This is a genomic window from Falsirhodobacter sp. 1013 (assembly GCF_051195255.1).
GTDB lineage: Bacteria > Pseudomonadota > Alphaproteobacteria > Rhodobacterales > Rhodobacteraceae > Falsirhodobacter.
Genome location: NZ_JBNJLK010000001.1, coordinates 477,943 through 493,016, shown reverse-complemented (window position 1 = coordinate 493,016; position 15,074 = coordinate 477,943). Strand labels below are relative to the sequence as shown.

The window sequence follows — 15,074 nt, the reverse complement described above, 5'->3', positions numbered from 1 at the left end:
GTCAGCGGCGCGCGGGTTTCAAGGCTGCTTGGCGAAACGCAGATAGGGCAGCTTGATGTCCAGATCGCCGAAGCGTTCCCTGGCCTGTTCGTCGTTCAGCGACAAGGCCACGATCACGTCCTGACCGGGCTGCCAGTTGGCGGGCGTGGCGATCGGCACGCCGTCGGTGGCCTGCACCGCGTCCAGCGCGCGCAGGATTTCCGCGAAGTTGCGGCCCACCGACATGGGGTAGGACAGGGTCAGCCGCACCTTCTTGTCCGGCCCGATCAGGTAGACCGTCCGCACCGTCGCCGTGTGGGCCGGCGTCCGGCCCTCGGTGGGGGTGTAATATTCGGCGGGCAGCATGTCATAGGCCTTGGACACGGCCAGCGAGGTGTCGTCGATGATCGGGAAGTCGGCGGGATTGCCGGCCACCGCCTCGATGTCGCGCTTCCACTTCTGGTGTTCGTCCACCGTGTCCACGGAGACGCCGATCACCTTGGTGTTGCGCTTGGCCCATTCGCCGGCCAGCTGCGCCACGGCGCTGAATTCGGTGGTGCAGACGGGGGTGAAGTCGCGCGGATGGCTGAAGACGAGGCCATAGCTGTCGCCCAGCCATTCGTGGAACCGGATGGTGCCGGCGGTGGATTCGGCCGTGAAGTCGGGGGCGACATCGTTGATGCGGATCGACATGGACATCTCCGTTTTGCGAAATTGTGCCGAAAGGGTAGACCGCCCCTGCACGCAATGCACCACCCGCCAGCGAAAAAGAGCGTTCGCCCTGCGCCGGTCCCGCCGCGTGGAACGGGTTTCCCTCAGGCCAGATGGGGACGGAACGCCGCCACCACCTGTTCATAGACCTGCCGCTTGAAGGGAACGATCCCCGCGACCATCGCCTTTGCGTCGATCCAGCGCCATTCGGCGAATTCCGGATGCTCGCTGGCGATGTTCACCTGGTCGTCCGAGCCCTTGAAGCGGAACAGGAACCACTTCTGCTTCTGCCCGCGATACTTGCCCTTCCAGACCTTGCCCAGCAGTTCGGGCGGGAGGTCATAGGTCACCCAATCCTCGGTCCGGTCGATCATTTCCACCAGATCGGCGGTGATGCCGGTTTCTTCCCACAGTTCGCGCAAGGCGGCGGGTTCCGGGTCTTCGCCCTTGTCGATGCCGCCCTGGGGCATCTGCCAGGCGGGAACATCGCTGTCGATGCGGCGGCCAGCGAAGATCTCGCCCCGGTCGTTGATCAGCATCACGCCCACGCAGGGGCGATAGGGGAGGTCCGTCATCGTTCTTACACCTTCACATCCATGGCGACCTGTTCGCCCACGCCGAACACGCGCTTGTAGCGCGCGACCTGATCGGCCGGGCCCAGCGCCTTGCTGGGATTGTCTGACAGCTTCACCGTGGGGCGGCCGTCGGCCGACACGGCCTTGCACACCAAGCTGAACGGGTCCAGCGCGCCATCGGGCACCAGATCGCGGAAATCGTTGGTCAGCATGGTGCCCCAGCCGAAGGACACGCGGACGCGGCCCGTGAACTGCGCGTGCAGCTCCTCGATCTTGTCGACGTCCAGCCCGTCCGAGAAGATCACCAGCTTGTCGCGCGGATCCTCTCCACGCTCCTGCCACCAGCGGATGGCGCGTTCCGCCCCGGCCGCCGGATCGCCCGAATCGATGCGGATGCCGGTCCAGGTGGTCAGCCAGTCGGGCGCGCGGGACAGGAAGCCTTCGCTGCCGAAGGTGTCGGGCAGCATGACGCGCAGGTTGCCCTCATGCTCCTCGTGCCAGTCGGCCATGACGCGATAGGGGGCCTGGGCCAGTTCCTCGTCGCTGTCGGCCAGGGCGGCCAGCACCATGGGCAGTTCGTGGGCGTTGGTGCCGATGGCCTCCACCTCGCGCCGCATGGCGATCAGGCAGTTGGAGGTGCCGATGAACGAATGCCCCAGCCCTTCGCGCATCGCCTGCACGCACCAGTCCTGCCACAGGAACGAATGGCGGCGGCGCGTGCCGAAATCGGCGATCAGCAGCCCGTCGATCTTCTTCAGCCGTTCGATCTTCTCCCAAAGCTTGGACATGGCGCGGGCGTAGAGTACCTGGATCTCGAACCGGCCCATGCGTTCCAGGACGGCGCGGGACCGCAGTTCGACCAGGATCGCCAGTGCCGGGATCTCCCACAGCATCACCTCGGGCCAGGTGCCCTCGAAGGTCAGCTCGTACTGGCCGTCCTTCTTTTCCAGGTGATAGGGCGGCAGTTCCAGATTCTCGAACCACTCCATGAAGTCGGAACTGAACATCTGGCGCTTGCCATAGAAGGTGTTGCCGCGCAGCCAGGTGGATTCGCCGCGAGTCAGGCGCAGGCTGCGGACATGGTCCAGTTGCTGGCGCAACTCCCCCTCGTCGATCAGGTCGCCCAGGCGGATCGACTTCGTGCGGTTGATCAGGCTGAACTTCACCACCGTCGTGGGGCGGTTGCGCAGGATCGACTGGCACATCAGCAGCTTGTAGAAGTCCGTGTCGATCAGCGAACGGACGATCGGGTCGATCTTCCACTTGTGATTGTGCACACGGGTCGCGATATCGACCATTCAGTCCTCCAGCTCCACTCCGGCGGCGCGCATCTGGCCCGTCGCCTCCTCCAGCGATGCGTTCAGGTCGATGGCGCGGCAGGCGCCCATCGCCACGCGGGTCGCAAAGCCCAGTCGTGCCGCGTCCAGCGCGGAAAACGCCACGCAGAAATCTGTGGCAAGGCCAGCCAGCGTCACCTGCGTCACGCCGCGGGTCCTCAGATAGCCCTCCAGCCCCGTCGGGGTGGTGCGGTCATTCTCGAAGAACGCGGAATAGCTGTCGATGGCCGGGCGGAAGCCCTTGCGCAGGATCAGGTCCGCCGCGTCCGTGTTCAGATCGGGATGGAAATCGGCGCCCGCCGTGCCTTGCACGCAATGGTCGGGCCACAGCACCTGCGGGCCGTAAGGCATCTCGATTGTGCCGTAAGGTGCAAGCCCGTGGCCCGAGGCGAAGCTGGAATGCCCGGCCGGATGCCAGTCCTGCGTCAGCACGCGAACGGGAAAGGCGCCCATCATCGCGTTGACGCGGGGCAGGATGGCGTCGCCGCCGGCCACGGCCAAGGCGCCGCCGGGGCAGAAATCGTTCTGCACGTCGATGACGATCAGCGCGTCCATCGGTCCCTCTCCTCCCTGAAAGGCCCATGATGGGTAGGGGGGTCCTGCGGTGGCGTCAATGGCGGGTCGTGCGGGGCCCTTGATTTTCGGACCGCTTCGGCGCATCTGGCGGCCATGTTCACCGTCGCCGCCTTGTATCACTTCACCCGCTTTGCGGATCCCGCCGCCCTGATCGCGCCTCTGCGCGCCGTGGCGGAAGGAGGGGGCGTGCGCGGATCGCTTCTGATCGCGGGCGAAGGGATCAACGGCACGATCGCCGGCCCCCGCACCGGCATCGACGCGGTGCTGGCCGCCATTCGCGCCCTGCCGGGGTGTTCGGATCTGGAGTGGAAGGAAAGCACCGCCGCGCAGCTGCCCTTCGACCGCCTGAAGGTCCGCCTGAAGCGCGAGATCGTGACCATGGGTCAGCCTGACGTCGATCCCCGCGCCCGCGTGGGCCATTACGTGGAAGCAAAGGACTGGAACGACCTGATCCGTCAGCCCGACGTCGTCGTTATCGACACCCGCAACGACTACGAGGTGGAGATCGGCACGTTCGAGGGCGCGGTCGATCCGCAAACCACGTCCTTCGGTGAGTTCCCTGCCTGGTGGGAGGCGAACCGCGACCGCTTCCACAACAAGCGCGTGGCCATGTTCTGCACGGGCGGCATCCGGTGCGAGAAGTCCACCAACTACCTTCTGGGGCAGGGGGTGGAGGATGTGTTCCACCTGAAGGGCGGCATCCTGAAGTATCTGGAGGAGGTGCCGGAGGAGCAGAGCCTCTGGAACGGCGAATGCTACGTCTTCGACAAGCGCGTGTCGGTCACGCATGCGCTGGGGCAGGGGCGGTACGGCATGTGCCACGCCTGCGGGCGGCCCGTGGGCGCGGACGCCAAGGCGCATCCGGATTACGAGGAAGGCGTCTCCTGCCCCCGCTGCATCGGCGAATACAGCGAGACGGACCGCGACCGCTTCCGGATGCGGCAGCGGCAACGCGGCTGACGGTTGCGGGGCTTTCGCCCGCACCCTACAACGGGGGCGAACCAAGGAGGCCCTCCATGTCCAAACCCGTCGTTCTCTGCATCCTTGATGGCTGGGGCCTGCGCGAGGAGCGGGAGGCGAACGCCCCCGCGCTGGCGAACACGCCCAACATGGACCGGCTGATGGCCACCTGCCCCCATTCGACGCTGGTGACCTTTGGCCCCGATGTGGGCCTTCCCCGCGGCCAGATGGGCAATTCCGAGGTGGGCCACACCAACATCGGCGCCGGCCGCGTGGTGGCAATGGATCTGGGCCAGATCGATCTGGCGATCGAGGACGGGACCTTCTTCACGAACCCGGCGCTGCTGGCGTTCATCGACAGGCTGAAGGCTTCGGGCGGGACGGCGCATCTGATGGGCGTGATTTCGGACGGGGGGGTGCATGGGCATGTGGTGCATGTGCTGGCCGCCTGCCGCGCGGTGGCGGCGCAGGGCGTGCCGGTGGTCCTGCATGCCATCACCGACGGGCGGGACGTGGCCCCCTCTTCGGCCCGCGCGTTCATGGCGCAGGTTCTGGCCGATCTTCCGGCGGGCGTGACGATCGGCACCGTGTCGGGCCGCTACTACGCGATGGACCGTGATACGCGGTGGGAACGGGTGATGCGCGCCTGGCAGGCGATGGTGGAGGGGGAGGGCGAACGGGCGGCCACGGCCATGGGGGCGATCGACGCCGCCTATGCGCGCGGGGAAACGGACGAATTCATCGCGCCCACGGTGATCGGCGCTTACCCGGGGGCGAAGGACGGCGACGGCGTCTTCTGCCTGAACTTCCGCGCCGACCGTGCGAGGGAAATCCTGTCGGCGCTGGCCGATCCCGCCTTCGAGGCCGCCCCCCGCCGCGCCGTGCGCTGGGCGTCGGTGCTGGGGATGGTCGATTATTCCAAGGCCCATGACGCCTTCATGACCACGGCCTATCCCAAGCAGACGCTGGTGAACACGCTGGGGGAATGGGTGGCCGCACAAGGCAAGACCCAGTTCCGGCTGGCCGAGACCGAGAAGTATCCCCATGTCACCTTCTTCCTGAACGGCGGGCGCGAACAGCCTTTTGCCGCCGAAGACCGCGCCATGCCAAAATCGCCCAAGGTCGCCACCTACGACCTTCAGCCCGAGATGTCGGAGCCCGAGGTGGCCGAACAGCTCGTGGCCGCCATCCGGCACGGCTACGACCTGATCGTCGTGAACTTCGCCAACCCCGACATGGTGGGCCATACCGGCATCCTGAGCGCGGCGATCGCCGCCTGCGAGGCTGTGGACACCGGCCTTGGCCAGGCGCTGGCGGCACTGGAACAGGCGGGCGGCGCAATGCTGGTCATCGCCGATCACGGCAATTGCGAAACCATGGTCGATCCGGTGACGGGCGGCCCGCACACGGCGCACACCACGAACCTCGTCCCCGCGATCCTGTTCGGGGGGCCCGAAGGGGCGGCGCTGCGCAACGGGCGGCTGGCCGATGTCGCGCCGACGCTGCTGCAGCTGATGGGCCTGCCCCAACCGGCCGAGATGACGGGCGAGGCCCTGATCGCATGATCCGACGCGCGGCCCTTGTTTCCACCCTCGCGCTGGGCCTGATGGCGCCGCCGGCGCTGGCCGCGGATGTGGCCGGACAGGCGCAGGAGGCCGCGGCCTCCTTGCGGCAGTCGGTGGAGGACATGCGCTCCGCCCAGACGGGCCGCGACCGCGTGGCGGCGCTGACCCGCACCATCGGGGCCTATGAAACGGGCCTCGCCTCCCTGCGGGAAAGCCTGCGGGGCGTTGCGGCGCGCGAGGCTGCCTTGTCGGCCGAACAGGCGGCGAAGCGGGCCCAGATCTCGCAATTGCTGGGGGCGCTGGCGCGGATGGAAGGGGATCCGGGCCCGATGCTGCTGCTGCATCCGGGCGGCCCCTTGGCCACCGCCCGCACCGGTATGATCCTGGCCGACGTGACGCCCGCCCTTCAGGCCGAAGCGGAAGAGTTGAAATCAGAGCTGACCGAGCTGAACACGCTGAAGGCCGTCCAGCAGGCGGCGGTGGAAACGCTGGCGCAGGGTCTGGGCGTGGCGCAGCAGGCGCGCGTGGCGCTGGGGCAGGCGATTTCCGACCGGACGGACCTTCCGCGCCGGTTCACCGACGATCCCGCCGTGCTGCGCGCGCTTCTGGAAAGTTCGGAAACGCTGGACAGCTTTGCCGCGCAGCTGGACCCCGCCGGAATGCCGCCGGGCTTCGTGAACGCCAAGGGCCACCTTCCCCTTCCCGCGCAGGGCGTCCTGATCCGGGGCGCGAACGAACCGGACGCGGCGGGCGTGCGGCGGCCGGGGATCATCCTGGCCACGACGCCCGGTGCGCTGGTGACGGCCCCGGCCGCCGCGACCATCCGCTATCGCGGGCCGCTCACCGACTACGGAAATGTGATGATCCTGGAGCCGGGAGACGGCTATCTGATGGTGATCGCGGGCCTGGAAACGGTGTATGGCCAAGTGGGTGAGGTCGTGCCCGCGGGGGCGGCTTTGGGCTTGATGCCGGGCGGGGATCAGGGTCTGGTGGACTTTCTGGATCAGACTGCCCATCAACAGGGATCTGAACCACAGGATTCAGGACGTACGGAAACGCTGTATCTGGAATTGCGCCAGGGGTCCGGGCCGGTCGATCCGGCCGTCTGGTTCGCCGGGCTTGGGCAAGAATAGGACGAGGTATGAGGAAATATGTTCTGGCCGCCCTGGGCGGCACCGTGGCAGGGGTCTTGGCCACCACGCAGATGGCCGCGCCGCTGATCGCGCAGGAACAGAAGCAGGAGTCCTCGGTCTATGAGCAGCTGGACCTGTTCGGGGACGCGTTCGAGCGGATCCGCAACCAGTATGTCGAAGAGGTCGATTCGAAGAAGCTGATCGAGGCCGCCATCAACGGCATGCTCACCTCGCTGGATCCGCATTCCTCCTTCATGCCACCGGACGACTTCACCGACATGCAGGTGCAGACGCGCGGCGAATTCGGCGGCCTCGGGATCGAGGTCACGCAGGAGGACGGGTTCGTCAAGGTCGTGACGCCGATGGACGACACCCCCGCCGCCGCCGCCGGGATCGAGCCGGGCGACTTCATCACGGCCGTGGACGGCGAATCCCTGCAAGGGCTGCCGCTGGACGAGGCTGTGGACAAGATGCGCGGCCCGGTCGGGTCCGAGATCGTGGTCACCATCGTGCGCGAAGGCCGGGCCGAGCCGTTCGACGTGTCCATGATGCGCGACACGATCAAGCTGACGGCCGTGCGCACCAGCACCGTGGGCGGCCACACGATCGTGCTGCGGGTGTCCACCTTCAACGACCAGACCTATCCGGGGGTGGAATCCGAACTGGCCAAGCGCGTCGAGGAGTTGGGCGGCATGGACAATGTCAACGGCATCGTCCTTGATCTGCGCAACAACCCCGGCGGTCTGCTGACGCAGGCGATCAAGGTGTCCGACGCCTTCCTGAACGAAGGGGAGGTGGTGTCCACCCGCGGGCGGAACGCGCAGGACAACGAACGCTACAACGCGACGGCGGGCGATCTGGCGCAGGGCAAGCCCATCGTGGTGCTGATCAACGGCGGCTCGGCCTCGGCCTCGGAAATCGTGGCGGGCGCGCTGCAGGACCACAAGCGGGCCATCGTGGTCGGCACGAAAAGCTTCGGCAAGGGGTCGGTCCAGACGGTCATCCCGGTGCGCGGTGATGGCGGGATGCGCCTGACGACGGCGCGCTATTACACCCCGTCGGGCCGGTCGATCCAGGCGCTGGGCGTGTCGCCCGACATCGTGGTGGACCAGCCGCGCCGCGATCCCGAAACCACGCCGGAGGATGCGGACACCACCGCCTCCTCCATGCCGATGCGGTCGGAATCGAGCCTGCGGGGCATCCTGTCCAACGACTCGATGACCGAGGAGGAGAAGAAGCAGATGGAAGCCGATCGCGCGCTGGTCGAGGAGACGGCGAAGCTGCGCGAGGAGGATTACCAGCTGGCCTATGCCGTGGACATCCTGCGCGGATTGTCCGTGGTGGAAGGCAAGTGACACAAGGCGGGCGCTTTGGCGCCCGTTTCCTTATCCGTCGTCGTCCGCGATCGTGCCGCGTCCGGCCTTGATCTGGGCGCGATTCGCCTTTGCCGCCAGCCGGCGGCGCTGGCTGCCCAGCGTGGGCTTCGTGGGAATGCGGCGCTTGGGCGCCACCAGCGCCTGACGGATCAGGTCGGCCAGCCGTTCGCGCGCGATCTCGCGGTTGCGGGCCTGCGACCGCGTTTCGTCCACCTGAAGGATCAGCGCGCCTTCCAGCGTCCAGCGCCGTCCGGCCAGCCGTTTCAGCCGCGTCTTTACCGGCGCCGAAAGATGGGGCGAGCGTTCGGCCTCGAACCGCAGTTCGACCGCCGTGGACACCTTGTTCACGTTCTGCCCGCCAGGACCCGAGGCGCGGACGAAGTTTTCCGTCAGCTCCCAGTCGGCGATGAAAATGGTGTCGTTGATGTGCAGCATGATCGTTCAAAAACAGAGAAAGGGTCGCCATACGGACGACCCTTTCCGAGATCCAAGGAGATGAGCCAGTTAGGAATCACCCCAATCGTATGGTCCGTCTGCCAGGGGGCTGCCCCTAGCCGATGAGCCCTCCGACTGTCCCGACACCTCTCTCCAATATCACTCTAGACACTGGATCACCTCCTTTCAAATGTGTTGCCGATACCACAAAGGTTGGCACAGATGTGGTGGATGTCAACGGTCATCACGCAAGAGATGTCGTCATCCGGCGGACAATCATCCGGAAGGGCAAAAGCGCCACAATTGCGAGCACGATCTTGACGCACCAGTCGGCGGCGGCCAGCGACATCCACAAGGGCAGGGCAGGACCGGTGCCCAGAAGGGGAACCAGCTCGTTCGCCCAAGCCACATCGGTCGCGGGATGCAGGACGGTCAGCCAGGCTGAGAAGGCGATCGTGAAGAACAGCGCCGTGTCGAGGGTGGAGCCGAGGAGCGTGGAAATCGCAGGCGCGCGCCACCAGGATGCGTGGCGCAGCCGGTCGAACACGAACACGTCCAGCATCTGCGACACGAAGAACGCCGTGGCCGAAGCCAGCGCCACGCGGAACGACACCAGCGGCCCGAAAGCGCCTTCGATCTGCGTGCCCACCAGAGAGCAGGCCAGACCCGTCAGGAAGCCCGCGATCACCACCTTGCGCGCGGCGCGGGCGCCGTAAAGGCGGTTGGTGATGTCGTTGACGAAGAAGGCCAGTGGATAGCTGAACGCCCCCCAGGTCAGCCAGTCGCCCAGCACGAACTGCACGAGGATGTTGGAGGCGACGACTGTCGCCGCCATGGCGAAGATCAGCGGAATGAGGGGACGCGTCATGGAATGATCCGTTTTGGCAGGGTGGCGGAGAACCTGGAGGAAGGCCGCGCCTATAGCCGAAAACGTTCAGTCGGGGAAGCGGTATTCCACGAATTCCGTTCGCTCGACCGGGATGAAGTTGTCGTCCGAGATCATGGTCAGTACGGTGTCCGCCCCGTCGCGCCAAACCGACAAGCCTTCCAGATTGTCGAACTTCCCGGGGCGCGAGGTCAGGAGCGTAATCTCCCCCCCGCCGTCCAGGTCGAAGCGGCGGACGCGGCTGGAAAAGCCGAAGCCGAAGAAGGCGCGTTCCAGGATGTAGAGATGACCTTCAAACACGTCAGCGTCGGCCACGCGGAAGATGCCGCGTTCGGGGATCATGAAGTCGCGCCGCCATGTGCCGTGGAGCCGCCAGACGGTGAAGGTGCCGTCGTTGGGCGCTTCGGGAATAGTGAGCAGGTCGGAGCCGTCGAAGGTCAGCGCCTCCAGCCCCGCGTTGAAGGGCAGGGTGTGGAACGGCCTGTCGTCGATCACCTGCGGCACGCCTTCGATCGTGGGATAGCGGCGCAGGCCCGTCCGCTGTTCGAAGGTGACGAAGACGGACCCGTCGGGCGCGAAGGCAAATCCTTCGCTGTCGGATTCGGCGGGGGCCACGGGGCGGCCCTTGACGTCGCGCAGGGCGGTCAGGGGTCCTGCCTTCACGCCGACGATGCGGGTGCCGTCGCGCAGCAGCGTGCCCTTCAGCCAGTCGCCCTTGTCGGTGATCGTGGTGAAGCCGCGCCCGTCCCGGTCCAGCCGGATCGAGGAAAAGCCCCCGAAGCGCGGATCCTCCATGTGCCAGCGGAAGGTGGCCGCGTGCTGCCCCCCGGCCGGAAGTTTCCAAGATCCGACGGCCGCCAGAACAACCAGCAAAGGAACCGCGATCAGCGCGCGCGCAAGACGGCGGAGCATTGGGCTGGAAGATCGGACAAGGCGTATTCGCGCGGATGGGTGCGCGCCGGGGCAGAGGGGGCCGGGGCCGGGCGGTCCTCCAGCCACGACGCGAGCGAGGCGTCGCAGCCGCTTCCGCCCTGCGACAGTTCGGCCACGGACGGGGTTTGCGGCGCGCAGGTGCGGCTGCCGGCGGGGCAGCGCAGGCGGACGTGCATGTGTTCGTCATGCCCGGCGGCCGGGCGGATTTTCTGCAGCCAGGCCGCATCGGCGGGCGTGGCCGTGCGGCACATCTCCATCTTGATGGCGGCGTTCAGGAAGATGCGGTCCACGCGCGGGTCCATCGCCGCCGACTGCACCAGCGCCCGGTGGCGCGGCGTCCAATAGGCGTTGACGGTGCGCCGGTCGCGCAGGACGGACACGAAAGGCAGATCCTCGCGTGCTGCAGGGGACAGGCGCAGCGTGTCGGGCATCCGCAGCCATATGTCCGCGTCCAGCCCTGTCTGGTGGCTGGCATGGCCGGAAGGAGCGGGGCCGCCCCGCGGTTGCGCAATGTCGCCGATGTAAAGCCCCTGCCAGCCCATCTTCGTGGCCGCGACCGACAGTTGCTGCAGGAAGGCCACCATTTCCGGCTGGCCCCAGTTGCGGTTGCGCGACAGGCGCATGGCTTGCCAGGTCGGGCCGGTTTCGGGCAGTGGCACAAGACCCGTGGCACAGCCGCGGCTGTAGAAGCCGATGGCCTGCGCTGCGCCATGGGTGGACGTCGACGCCGCGCCGAACAGCGTCGAGGCTGGCGTTTCGGCCCCTGCGGGAAGGGCCAGCGCGAGGCTGAGCGCTACGGCAAGGGATCGGATCATGTTCGGGGCCTGCGGGTCATGTCGGCCCACCATAGCAGCCCCAGCCCCGCAAGGAAGAGCACGATGACCGGCAGCACCCCGATCCGCTGGGATCCGCTGATCTGCGTGGCGAATCCGATGGCCAGCGGCGCCAGGAACGCCGTGGCCTTGCCGGACAGGGCGTAAAGGCCGAACGCTTCGGTCATGCGGGTGGGATCGGCGCGGTCGATCAGCGCCGTGCGGCTGGCCGCCTGAAGCGCGCCGCCGGCCGCGCCGATCACGGCCCCGACGGCATAGAAGGCGAGGGTCGGCGCCAGGGCGGGCACGGGCAGGCCGAAGATGCGGGCCGGCCCGATGCCCGCCACGCACAGCGCGCACCCCATCAGCGCCAGCAGGCTGCCCACGATCACGGGGCGGGGACCGAAACGGCTGTCGGCCCGCCCGCCCATCCACGCGCCCAAGGCCCCGGTGATCGCGGCCAGGATGCCGAAGATCCCCACATCCCGCACCTGCCAGCCCAGCACCCCCACGGCGTAGATGCCGCCAAAGGCGTAGATGCCGTTCAGCGCGTCGCGATACAGCATCGACGCGCCAAGGAACCCGGCCAGCGGGCGGTTCTGCGGTAGGCGGCGCAGGCTGGCCTTCAGGTCGGGCCAGGCGTGGCGCAAGGCGGTACAAATGCCGTCCGGTCCTGCCGGGGGCATGGGCACGAAGGCGAAGAAGGGCAGGATGAAGACCGCATACCACAGCGCGGTGAAGGGACCGACGGCGCGTGTCCCCTCGGCCATCGCGGGATCAAGGCTGAAGGCGGGGGCGAGGCCGACGAGGGTCGTGCCCTCCGGCCCCTCTTGCAGGAACAGCAGCACGAGGATCAGGGCCACGACCCCGCCCGCATAGCCGAACGCCCAGCCGGAGCCGGAAAGGCGCCCCAGATCGCCGCGCGCCGCCAGTTTCGGCATCAGGGCGTTGGTGAAGCTGGTGGCGTATTCCATCCCGATCAGGCCCAGCGCAAAGCAGCCGATGGTCCACACCACGCGCGGCTGCCCCGGTTCGGCCCACCACAGCCCCCACGCCCCCAGCATGTACATGGCCGAGAAGACCAGCAGGAACCGTCGATGCCCACCCGACCGGTCCGCCACCGCCCCCAGAAGGGGGGAGCCCAGCGCAATCAGCAGCCCCGCCGCCGCAAGCCCGTAGCCCCAGACCGTCTGCGCCGCCGTGCCGTCGCCCATGATCCGCGCCATGTAGGGGGCAAAGATGAAGGTGGTCAGCAGCGTGGCATAGGGCTGGCTGGCCCAATCGAAGAAATACCAGCCCCAGATCGTCCTGCGCATGACCGCCCCCGTGATTGGCCGCATCAAGCGTGAAAGAGGGGGGTGTGGCAAGGCGGGATGTTGTGCCGGGGCACGGGATTGCTTACCTCTGGGCCAACAGTTCCTTACAGGCCGGCCCATGGTATCCCTGCTCCAGATCCTCCTGCTGATCCTCAGCGTCGTGCAGTTCATCATCCTTGCCCATGTGATCATGAGCTGGCTGATCAATTTCGGCGTGCTGAACCTGCGCCAGCCCGTGGTCTACCAGATCTGGGAAGGCCTGAACCGCCTCCTGGAGCCGGTCTATGGCCGCATCCGCCGCATCCTGCCCGCGATGGGCGGCCTTGATCTGGCGCCGCTGATCGCGCTGCTGGCGGTCTATGCCCTGCGCATCGTCATCACGAACAACGCGGGCTATCTCATCTGATGCCCACCCCTGCGACGCTGCTGCGCGAGGTCTTCGGCTTCGACGACTTCCGCCCCGGCCAAGCCGAGATCGTGGAGGCGGTCACGGAAGGCCGCAACACGCTGGCCATCATGCCGACGGGCGGCGGCAAGTCGCTGTGCTACCAGATCCCGGCGCTGAGCCGGGAGGGCGTGACCGTTGTCATCTCCCCCCTGATCGCGCTGATGCGGGATCAGGTGCGCAGCTTGCGCGAAGTGGGGGTGGAGGCCGGCGCCCTCACCTCGGCCAACACGGAGTCTGAGAACGAGGAGGTATTCTCCGCGCTGGACGAAGGGCGGCTGAAGCTTCTTTACATGGCGCCGGAACGGCTGGGCGTGGCCGAAGGCATGCTGCGGCGCGTGGGCGTGAACCTGATCGCCGTGGACGAGGCGCATTGCGTGAGCCAGTGGGGCCACGACTTCCGCCCCGACTATCTGCGGATCGGGGCCTTGCGCCGGTCGCTGAACGTGCCGCTGGCGGCCTTCACGGCCACCGCCGACGCCGAAACGCAGGCCGAGATCGTGGAACGGCTGTTCGGGGGCGAGCAGCCCGCGACCTTCCTGCGCGGCTTCGACCGGCCGAACATCCATCTGGCCTTCGCGGTGAAGGACAGTCCGCGCAAGCAGATTTTGGACTGGGCCAGCCGTCGCAAGGGGCTGTCGGGCATCGTTTATGCCGCCACGCGCGCCAAGACGGAAACCCTGTCGCGCGCGCTGGCCGAGGCGGGGCACCCGACCTGCCATTACCACGGCGGGATGGACCCCGAGGAACGCCGCATGGTGGAAACGCGTTTCCAGCGCGAGGACGGGCTGATCGTGGTGGCCACGGTGGCCTTCGGCATGGGGATCGACAAGCCCGACATCCGTTGGGTGGCCCATGCCGACCTGCCCAAGACCATCGAAGGCTATTATCAGGAGATCGGACGGGCGGGCCGCGACGGGGCGCCCGCCGAGACGCTGACCCTTTACGGCCCCGACGACATCCGCCTGCGCCGCAGCCAGATCGACGAAAGCGTGGCCCCGCCCGAACGCAAGGCCGCCGATCACGCCCGCCTGAACGCGCTTCTGGGGCTGGCCGAGGCGATGAGCTGCCGCCGTCAGGGCCTGTTGCGCTATTTCGGCGAAACGTCGGAGCCCTGCGGCAACTGCGACATCTGCGACCGCCCGGTGGACACGTTCGACGCGACGGAGGCGGTGCGAAAGGCGCTGTCGGCCATCCTGCGCACGGGCGAATGGTTCGGCACCGGCCACCTGATCGACATCCTGACCGGCAACCGCACCGACAAGGTGAAGGAGCGTCGGCATGACGACCTGCCCACCTTTGCGGTGGGCAAGGATCTGTCGAAGGGGGCTTGGGGTGCCGTGTTCCGCCAGATGATGGGCCGCGATCTTGTGCGCCCCGATCCTGAACGCCATGGTGCGCTGCGGATGACGGACGAGGCCCTGCCCATCCTGAAGGGCGAACAGAACATCACCCTGCGCCGCGACACCGTGGACAAGGCCGCCACCCGCAACGTCGTCAAGACGCTGGTCAGCGATGAGGCGGCGCCCCTGATGTCGGCGCTGAAAGCCAAGCGCCGCGCGCTGGCCGAGGCGCAGAACGTGCCCGCCTATGTCATCTTCACCGACCGGACCCTGGCCGAGATGGCGGAAACCCGGCCCGCGACCTTGGACGACATGGCGCGAATCAGCGGTGTCGGCGCGCGCAAGCTGGAAAGCTATGGCGACGTGTTCCTTCAGGTGATCAACGGCTCGGTAGAGCCGATGCACCCCCAGCGCCGCCGGCTGGCCGGTCGCGACGCGGGCGTGCTGTACGACCGCCTTGCCGAGGAGCATCTGCGGCTGATGCGGGGCGAGGACGGGACGGCCAAGCCGATGAGCCTGTCCACCACGACGCTGAGACGGATCGCGGAGCGTCGGCCTGCCACGCTGGAGGAGCTGGACCGCGCCGGCGATCTGGGCGAAGCGCGTCTGGAACGGTTCGGCCCTGCTTTCCTATCGGTGCTGGAGACGGAGTGACGGAGAACGTCGTTCCTTCCAGCCCACCCGGCAGGACG

15 protein-coding genes are annotated in these 15,074 nt (G+C 67.4%); 6 read left to right on the top strand and 9 right to left on the bottom strand.

What is annotated here, in order from left to right; translation table 11 throughout:
• Positions 1-18: 18 nt before the first annotated feature.
• The 4 genes from ACSHZY_RS02580 to pncA all read right to left on the bottom strand — a co-directional run bounded on the left by ACSHZY_RS02580 (position 19) and on the right by pncA (position 3,157).
• Positions 19-672 (bottom strand): peroxiredoxin, encoded by a 654-nt coding sequence (locus ACSHZY_RS02580; RefSeq protein ID WP_435164957.1) that lies wholly within the window; start codon positions 670-672, stop codon positions 19-21.
• 122 nt (positions 673-794) lie between these two features.
• Positions 795-1,265, bottom strand: a complete 471-nt coding sequence (locus tag ACSHZY_RS02575) for an RNA pyrophosphohydrolase (protein WP_435164954.1) — start codon at positions 1,263-1,265, stop codon at positions 795-797.
• A gap of 5 nt (positions 1,266-1,270) precedes the next feature.
• Positions 1,271-2,563 carry a nicotinate phosphoribosyltransferase gene (gene pncB / locus ACSHZY_RS02570; RefSeq protein WP_435164951.1) on the bottom strand — a complete coding sequence of 431 codons (1,293 nt, stop codon included), beginning with the start codon at positions 2,561-2,563 and terminating at the stop codon, positions 1,271-1,273.
• Positions 2,564-3,157, bottom strand: a complete 594-nt coding sequence (gene pncA, locus ACSHZY_RS02565; protein ID WP_435164948.1) for a bifunctional nicotinamidase/pyrazinamidase — start codon at positions 3,155-3,157, stop codon at positions 2,564-2,566.
• Between the two features lie 114 nt (positions 3,158-3,271).
• Here pncA and ACSHZY_RS02560 point away from each other — a divergent pair, with 114 nt between their 5' ends.
• The 4 genes from ACSHZY_RS02560 to ACSHZY_RS02545 are packed head-to-tail and all read left to right on the top strand — an operon-like array spanning position 3,272 to position 8,191.
• Complete coding sequence (locus ACSHZY_RS02560; protein WP_435164945.1) at positions 3,272-4,138, top strand: rhodanese-related sulfurtransferase; 867 nt, start codon at positions 3,272-3,274, stop codon at positions 4,136-4,138.
• Between the two features lie 56 nt (positions 4,139-4,194).
• On the top strand, positions 4,195-5,703 hold the full coding sequence (gene gpmI / locus ACSHZY_RS02555) for a 2,3-bisphosphoglycerate-independent phosphoglycerate mutase (RefSeq protein ID WP_435164942.1): 1,509 nt from the start codon (positions 4,195-4,197) through the stop codon (positions 5,701-5,703).
• Positions 5,700-6,836, top strand: coding sequence for a murein hydrolase activator EnvC family protein (locus tag ACSHZY_RS02550; protein WP_435164939.1), 1,137 nt, complete (start codon positions 5,700-5,702; stop codon positions 6,834-6,836). The genes gpmI and ACSHZY_RS02550 overlap by 4 nt, the downstream gene beginning before the upstream one ends.
• 8 nt (positions 6,837-6,844) lie before the next feature.
• Positions 6,845-8,191, top strand: a complete 1,347-nt coding sequence (locus ACSHZY_RS02545; RefSeq protein WP_435164936.1) for a S41 family peptidase — start codon at positions 6,845-6,847, stop codon at positions 8,189-8,191.
• Positions 8,192-8,221: 30 nt separating this feature from the next.
• On the opposite strand, the gene arfB is transcribed toward ACSHZY_RS02545, so the two are convergent.
• The 5 genes from arfB to ACSHZY_RS02520 form a co-directional block, all read right to left on the bottom strand.
• A complete protein-coding gene (gene arfB / locus ACSHZY_RS02540) occupies positions 8,222-8,647 on the bottom strand; it encodes an alternative ribosome rescue aminoacyl-tRNA hydrolase ArfB (RefSeq protein ID WP_435164933.1) in 426 nt (141 codons plus the stop codon).
• A 244-nt stretch (positions 8,648-8,891) separates the two neighbouring features.
• Entirely contained in the window at positions 8,892-9,515 is a 624-nt protein-coding gene (locus tag ACSHZY_RS02535; RefSeq protein WP_435164930.1) for a queuosine precursor transporter, read from the bottom strand.
• Between the two features lie 66 nt (positions 9,516-9,581).
• On the bottom strand, positions 9,582-10,445 hold the full coding sequence (locus ACSHZY_RS02530; RefSeq protein ID WP_435164927.1) for an esterase-like activity of phytase family protein: 864 nt from the start codon (positions 10,443-10,445) through the stop codon (positions 9,582-9,584).
• Positions 10,418-11,281 carry a penicillin-insensitive murein endopeptidase gene (mepA, locus tag ACSHZY_RS02525; protein ID WP_435164924.1) on the bottom strand — a complete coding sequence of 288 codons (864 nt, stop codon included), beginning with the start codon at positions 11,279-11,281 and terminating at the stop codon, positions 10,418-10,420. Before mepA ends, ACSHZY_RS02530 begins: the two co-directional genes overlap by 28 nt.
• Entirely contained in the window at positions 11,278-12,594 is a 1,317-nt protein-coding gene (locus ACSHZY_RS02520) for an MFS transporter (protein WP_435164921.1), read from the bottom strand. The genes mepA and ACSHZY_RS02520 overlap by 4 nt, the downstream gene beginning before the upstream one ends.
• A gap of 118 nt (positions 12,595-12,712) precedes the next feature.
• On the opposite strand from ACSHZY_RS02520, the gene ACSHZY_RS02515 reads away from it, so the two are divergent.
• Positions 12,713-13,000 carry a YggT family protein gene (locus ACSHZY_RS02515; protein WP_435164918.1) on the top strand — a complete coding sequence of 96 codons (288 nt, stop codon included), beginning with the start codon at positions 12,713-12,715 and terminating at the stop codon, positions 12,998-13,000.
• A complete protein-coding gene (recQ, locus tag ACSHZY_RS02510) occupies positions 13,000-15,036 on the top strand; it encodes a DNA helicase RecQ (RefSeq protein ID WP_435164915.1) in 2,037 nt (678 codons plus the stop codon). The genes ACSHZY_RS02515 and recQ overlap by 1 nt, the downstream gene beginning before the upstream one ends.
• Positions 15,037-15,074 lie beyond the last annotated feature (38 nt).

Coding starts and splice junctions, on each gene's coding strand:
- ACSHZY_RS02580 (WP_435164957.1), bottom strand. CDS start 672: ATGTCGATCCGCATCAACGATGTCGCCCCCGACTTCACGGCCGAATCC.
- ACSHZY_RS02545 (WP_435164936.1), top strand. CDS start 6,845: ATGAGGAAATATGTTCTGGCCGCCCTGGGCGGCACCGTGGCAGGGGTC.
- ACSHZY_RS02520 (WP_435164921.1), bottom strand. CDS start 12,594: ATGCGCAGGACGATCTGGGGCTGGTATTTCTTCGATTGGGCCAGCCAG.
- arfB (WP_435164933.1), bottom strand. CDS start 8,647: ATGCTGCACATCAACGACACCATTTTCATCGCCGACTGGGAGCTGACG.
- mepA (WP_435164924.1), bottom strand. CDS start 11,281: ATGATCCGATCCCTTGCCGTAGCGCTCAGCCTCGCGCTGGCCCTTCCC.
- ACSHZY_RS02535 (WP_435164930.1), bottom strand. CDS start 9,515: ATGACGCGTCCCCTCATTCCGCTGATCTTCGCCATGGCGGCGACAGTC.
- ACSHZY_RS02515 (WP_435164918.1), top strand. CDS start 12,713: ATGGTATCCCTGCTCCAGATCCTCCTGCTGATCCTCAGCGTCGTGCAG.
- recQ (WP_435164915.1), top strand. CDS start 13,000: ATGCCCACCCCTGCGACGCTGCTGCGCGAGGTCTTCGGCTTCGACGAC.
- gpmI (WP_435164942.1), top strand. CDS start 4,195: ATGTCCAAACCCGTCGTTCTCTGCATCCTTGATGGCTGGGGCCTGCGC.
- ACSHZY_RS02550 (WP_435164939.1), top strand. CDS start 5,700: ATGATCCGACGCGCGGCCCTTGTTTCCACCCTCGCGCTGGGCCTGATG.
- ACSHZY_RS02560 (WP_435164945.1), top strand. CDS start 3,272: ATGTTCACCGTCGCCGCCTTGTATCACTTCACCCGCTTTGCGGATCCC.
- pncB (WP_435164951.1), bottom strand. CDS start 2,563: ATGGTCGATATCGCGACCCGTGTGCACAATCACAAGTGGAAGATCGAC.
- pncA (WP_435164948.1), bottom strand. CDS start 3,157: ATGGACGCGCTGATCGTCATCGACGTGCAGAACGATTTCTGCCCCGGC.
- ACSHZY_RS02530 (WP_435164927.1), bottom strand. CDS start 10,445: ATGCTCCGCCGTCTTGCGCGCGCGCTGATCGCGGTTCCTTTGCTGGTT.
- ACSHZY_RS02575 (WP_435164954.1), bottom strand. CDS start 1,265: ATGACGGACCTCCCCTATCGCCCCTGCGTGGGCGTGATGCTGATCAAC.